Source organism: Hydrogenophaga sp. 70-12, from assembly GCF_001897365.1.
In the GTDB taxonomy this organism is placed as follows: domain Bacteria; phylum Pseudomonadota; class Gammaproteobacteria; order Burkholderiales; family Burkholderiaceae_C; genus Hydrogenophaga; species Hydrogenophaga borbori.
This window is the reverse complement of sequence record NZ_MKSS01000005.1, coordinates 138-4,988: the sequence shown is the minus strand read 5'-3', so window position 1 is coordinate 4,988 and position 4,851 is coordinate 138. Positions and strand designations below refer to the sequence as shown.

Annotated in this window: 5 protein-coding genes; 1 reads left to right on the top strand and 4 read right to left on the bottom strand. The window is 69.3% G+C overall.

The window, feature by feature from the left end:
* The 4 genes from phnA to phnD all read right to left on the bottom strand — a co-directional run.
* A partial coding sequence (gene phnA / locus BGO22_RS00285; protein WP_286848234.1) for a phosphonoacetate hydrolase occupies positions 1-955 on the bottom strand: 955 nt, incomplete at its 3' end.
* Complete coding sequence (phnE, locus tag BGO22_RS00280; protein WP_070399347.1) at positions 955-1,770, bottom strand: phosphonate ABC transporter, permease protein PhnE; 816 nt, start codon at positions 1,768-1,770, stop codon at positions 955-957. The genes phnE and phnA, both read right to left, overlap by 1 nt.
* Positions 1,770-2,582, bottom strand: coding sequence for a phosphonate ABC transporter ATP-binding protein (gene phnC, locus BGO22_RS00275; protein WP_070399348.1), 813 nt, complete (start codon positions 2,580-2,582; stop codon positions 1,770-1,772). The genes phnE and phnC overlap by 1 nt, the downstream gene beginning before the upstream one ends.
* Positions 2,579-3,457, bottom strand: a complete 879-nt coding sequence (gene phnD / locus BGO22_RS00270; protein ID WP_070399349.1) for a phosphonate ABC transporter substrate-binding protein — start codon at positions 3,455-3,457, stop codon at positions 2,579-2,581. Before phnD ends, phnC begins: the two co-directional genes overlap by 4 nt.
* A 176-nt stretch (positions 3,458-3,633) precedes the next feature.
* Between phnD and BGO22_RS00265 the strand changes: the two genes are divergently transcribed.
* Positions 3,634-4,497 (top strand): LysR substrate-binding domain-containing protein, encoded by an 864-nt coding sequence (locus BGO22_RS00265; RefSeq protein ID WP_286848228.1) that lies wholly within the window; start codon positions 3,634-3,636, stop codon positions 4,495-4,497.
* The last annotated feature ends 354 nt before the right edge of the window (positions 4,498-4,851 follow it).

Here is a 4,851-nt window from a genome sequence, read left to right as displayed (position 1 = left end):
TGCCCGGCAGGGCCTCGATGGCGGCGCGCGCGCGCGCGATGGCCTCGGCGCCGGGCAGGTGCACGGTGGCGTAGGAGCCCAGCGCGCCGTGGTGCACCACGTAAGGGTCGGTGATGGGCAGGATCACGCGCGCCTGGCCTTCGCCGAGCAGGCCGTCGAGCACCTGCTGCAGGTAGAGCACGCGCGGGCGGCCGGCGGCATCGGTCTTGGCGCTCATGCCGTGGTCGGCGGTGAGGCCGATCACCGCGCCCAGGGCGTCGAGCCTGGCCAGGTAGCCGTCCATCATCCGGTAGAAGGCGTTGGCCTCGGGCGTGCCGGGCGCGCACTTGTGCTGCACGTAGTCGGTGGTCGACAGGTACATCAGGTCCAGCGGCCGCGTCTCCAGCAGGCGCACACCGGCGGCGAAGACGAACTCGCTGAGCTCGGCGCTGTAGACCGAGGGCACGGGCTTGCCCACGAGGTCCAGCACGCCGTCGATGCCGCACTCGGCCACCGTCGCCTTGTCGGCCTTCTCGGCCGAGAAGCAGATGCCCTGCAGGCCGTGGCCCAGCAGCGTGCGCAGCTTGTCCTTGGCGGTGACGGCGGCCACCTTGGCGCCGCTGTCGGCGAAGGCCGCCAGCAGCGTGGGCACGCGCAGCCAGGCCGGGTCGTTCATCATGACCTCGCGGCCACTGTCCACGTCGTAGAAGTAGTTGCCGCAGATGCCGTGCACCGAGGGCGGCACGCCGGTCACGATGGACACGTTGTTGGGATTGGTGAAGCTGGGCACCACGCAGTCCCCGACCACCGACGCGCCCTTCTCGACCATGCGCTTGAGGTAGGGCGCCACGCCGGCCTGGATGGCCTGGGTCACGTAGTCGGGCTCGCAGCCGTCCACGCAGACCACCACCACCGGCTGCAGCGGCCGGGCATACCGACGGCCATTCACCGTCACCGAATCGACGCGGGCGTCCATCAACGCGCTCCCTTCTGGATCCAGGCGCGCAGCCTGGTGGACACGTAGTCGGCCGCCATCACCATCACGATGATCACCACGATGCAGGTGGCGGTGTCCTGGTATTGAAAGAGCTTCATGCTGCCGACCAGCTCGAAGCCGATGCCGCCCGCGCCCACCATGCCCAGCACCGTGGCCTGGCGCAGGTTGGTCTCGAAGCGGTAGAGAACGACGGCGATCCACGCAGTGATGACCTGCGGGATGACGCCGAAGATGACGGTCTGCACCGGGCCCGCGCCAGTGGCGCGCAGGGCTTCGATGGGGCCCTGGTCGATCTCCTCGATCGACTCGGAGAAGAACTTGCCCAGCATGCCCGCGCCGTGCACGGCCAGGGCCAGCACGCCGGGGAAGGGCCCCAGGCCCACCGCCGCCACGAACACCAGCGCGAGGATGATCTCGTTGATGCCGCGCGTGACGTTGAACACCTGGCGCGTGAAGTGGAACACCGCCAGGTTGGGCGTGAGGTTGCGCGCCGCGAAGAAGCACACCGGCACGGCCATGACGACCGCGAGCAGCGTGCCCCACAGGGCGATCTGCACGGTCTCGATGGCGGGCACCCAGAGCTTGTCGAGGAAGGCCCAGTTGGGCGGCACCATGCGCGCCAGGAAGTCGCCGATCCAGGGCAGGCCCTTGCCGAGCTCGCCGAAGCTGACCTGGGCGCCGCGCGCGGCCCACCAGAGCGTCACCAGCGCCAGCGCGCCGAGGCCCAGGCGCGGCCACCAGCCGGCCGAACCGGTGGGGCGTGCGACGAGCAGGGAGTAGGAACCGATGTTCATCACGCCTCCTCCAGGGCCAGATTGGGCCGCGGCGCGGCCTGGGCGGCGCGCGCGGGACTGGCGGCTTTCGCGCTGCCGTCGTCCAGGCCCGGGTAGATGCGGTGCAGCACCTCGTCGGTGAGCTGGTCGGGCCCGCCTTCGAACACGATGCGGCCGGCCGACACGCCCACGATGCGCTCGCCGAACTCGCGCGCGTATTCGATCTGGTGCAGGTTGCACACCACCGAGATGCCCAGCTCGCGGCTGGCCTGCTTGAGGTACTGCAGCACCGTGCGCGAGGTCTTGGGGTCCAGGCTGGCGACCGGCTCGTCGGCCAGGATGATCTTGGGCTGCTGGGCCAGGGCGCGCGCGATGCCCACGCGCTGCTTCTGCCCGCCCGACAGGGTGTCGGTGCGCAGCTCGGCCTTCTCTTCGAGCTCCACGCGGCGCAGGCACTCGCGGGCGATCTCGATGTCGCGGCGCGGGAAAAGCTGCAGCCACGAGGCCACCGAGGGCATGGCGCCGAGCCGGCCGGTGAGCACGTTCTTGAGCACCGACAGGCGCGGCACCACGTTGTAGTGCTGGAAGATCATCGCCACCTGGCGCCGCGCGCGGCGCAGGCTGGCGCGCTCGGCGGTGACCCGCTGGCCGTCGACGTGGATGTCGCCCTGCGTGGGTTCGCACAGGCGGTTGATGCAACGCAGCAGGGTGGATTTGCCGGCGCCCGAGGGGCCGAGCACGACGAGGAACTCGCCGGGGGCCACGTCGAGGTCGATGCCCTTGAGGGCGTCGAAGTCGCCGTAGCGCTTGGTCAGGCCGCGGATCTTGATCACTTCATCTTCCTCAGGTCGAGGTTGAGGGCCTTGGCCGTGTCCCGGATGATGTTGTAGGCCGCGTCGTTGGTGGGGTGAAAGCCGTTGAGCTCGCCCTGGTCGGACCAGGGGATGTTCTTGACCTGCAGGAAGGCGGCCTGCACGCGCTTCTTCAGCTCGGGGTCGAGGTCCTTGCGCCAGACCGTGGGCGACTCGGGGATGGGGTCGGACTTCCACACCGTCACCAGGTCCTCGCGCTTGGCCAGGCCCTTGTTGATGGCGGCGTCGAGGATGCGGTCGGCGATGGCCACCGCGTCGACCTTGCCGTTCTGCACCGCGACCGCGTTCGAATCGTGCGAGCCCGAGAAGATGACGCGGCCGAAGTCCTTGTCGGGGTTGAAGCCGGCCTTGATCAGGCCGGCTTTCGGGAACAGGTGGCCCGAGGTGGAGCTGGGGTCCACGAAGGCGAAGGTCTTGCCCTTGAGGTCGGCCACGGTCTGGATGCCGCTGTCTTTGCGCGCGACGACCAGCGAGTGGTAGAAGGTGCGCCCGGCCTTCTTGGTCTCGGCCACGGCGAAGGCCTCGATGTCGGCCACCGTGGTGCCCAGCACATACGAGAAGGGGCCGAGGTAGGCGACGTCGAGCCGCTTGGAGCGCAGCGCCTCGATGACGCCGTTGTAGTCGGCCGCCACGAAGGGCTTGACCGGCATGCCCAAGGCCTTGGACAGCATGTCCATCATGGCCTGGCTGTTGGCGATCATGGCGCGCGAGTCCTCCGACGGGATCAGCCCGACGGTGAGCACGCCATTGGCGCGGGCGCTCGGCGACAGGCCGAGCAGGGGCGCGCCGAGCAGGGCCGGCGCACTGGCAAGAAGGGAACGGCGGGAAAGCGGCATGGGGTGTCTCCGGTTGCGGTACTTGAAGCTGTCCGTCAGTTTTTGGGCGTCACATGTCCGATCCGTGACGCTGTGTCGCACTGTCGGTGCGAGGACGACATTCATCCAATTCAAGTTTTTACACCGATGTATTGAGAGAATCTATAGTTGAGCAGGGATAACACGGAGGCCCTTCCATGCGACTGACACAGCTGCGCTCCTTCCACGCGGTGGCCACCACGGGTAGCTTCACGCGCGCGGCCGAACGGCTGCACGTGAGCCAGCCCACCGTCACCACGCAGGTGGGCCAGCTGGAAGCGCTCTACAAGGTGGAGCTGTTCCACCGCTCGGGCCGGCGCGTGCGGCCCACCGAGATCGGCGAACGGCTGCTGCAGCTGTCGCGCCAGATGTTCGACCTGGAGGCCGAGGCGGTGCAGCTGCTGCGCGAAACCGGCGAGCTGCGCTCGGGCCATCTGCGCGTGGCCGCGGTGGGGCCCTCGCACGCCACCCGGATGCTGGTGGCCTTCAACCAGCGCTACCCGGGCGTGAAGATCTCGGTCGCCACGGGCAACTCACAGGAGGTGCTGGACCGGCTGGCCGACTACAGCGCCGACGTGGGGGTGCTGGCGCAGGTCTCGCTGGACAAGCGCTTCGTCTCGGTGCCCTACAGCGAGCACCCGGTGGTGATCTTCTGCAACGCGGCCCACCCCTTCGCGCGCCGGCGCAGCATCCGCACCGCCGAGCTGCAGGGCGAGAAGCTGATCCTGCGCGAGGAGGGCTCGACCACGCGCAAGGCCATCGAATCCGCGCTGCGCGCCGCGCGCGTGCAGCCCGAGGTGGTGATGGAGGTGGCCAGCCGCGAAATCATCCGCGAGGCCGTGGCCCAGGGCGTGGGCGTGGCCGCGGTGTCCGACGTGGAGTTCGTGCCCGGCCCGGGCCTGCACGCGGTGCGCATCAGCGACGCGCAGGTGCGCACCTACGCCCACGTGGCCTGTCTGGCCGAGCGGCGCGACGCGCGGATGGTGCGGGCGTTTTTTGAGGCGATCGGGTTGGAGGCTTGAACGGGTGTGGGTGTGTGTGGGTGTGTGTGGGTGTGTGGGTGTGTGGGTGTGTGGGTGCTTTCGGTGCAGCGGGTGGGCGGGCCGAGGGCCCGGGGTGCGGTGCGGGCTGGCACGCGCGAAGAGAAGCCCGTTCCCCTTTTGGGCGAACCTTGGTGTCACTGGTCAGGGGCGGACACAGGGCCGTGGCGGCGCCTGTGCGGTGCCGAGAAGCGCAGGGCGGGTGGCCAGCGCGCGCAGCGCGCTTCGTGAACTGATTTGCGGCATCTGTTTGAGCGGAGCGCGCATAGCGCGCGCAGCGAGTTATGCCGCAGGCCGCCCGACCGAGCATCGCAGGGGAGTCCTCGCGCAGCGAGG

Bases quoted from the DNA above. Each gene is read 5' to 3' on its own strand.
- BGO22_RS00265 (WP_286848228.1), top strand. From the start codon at position 3,634: ATGCGACTGACACAGCTGCGCTCCTTCCACGCGGTGGCCACCACGGGT.
- phnE (WP_070399347.1), bottom strand. From the start codon at position 1,770: ATGAACATCGGTTCCTACTCCCTGCTCGTCGCACGCCCCACCGGTTCG.
- phnD (WP_070399349.1), bottom strand. From the start codon at position 3,457: ATGCCGCTTTCCCGCCGTTCCCTTCTTGCCAGTGCGCCGGCCCTGCTC.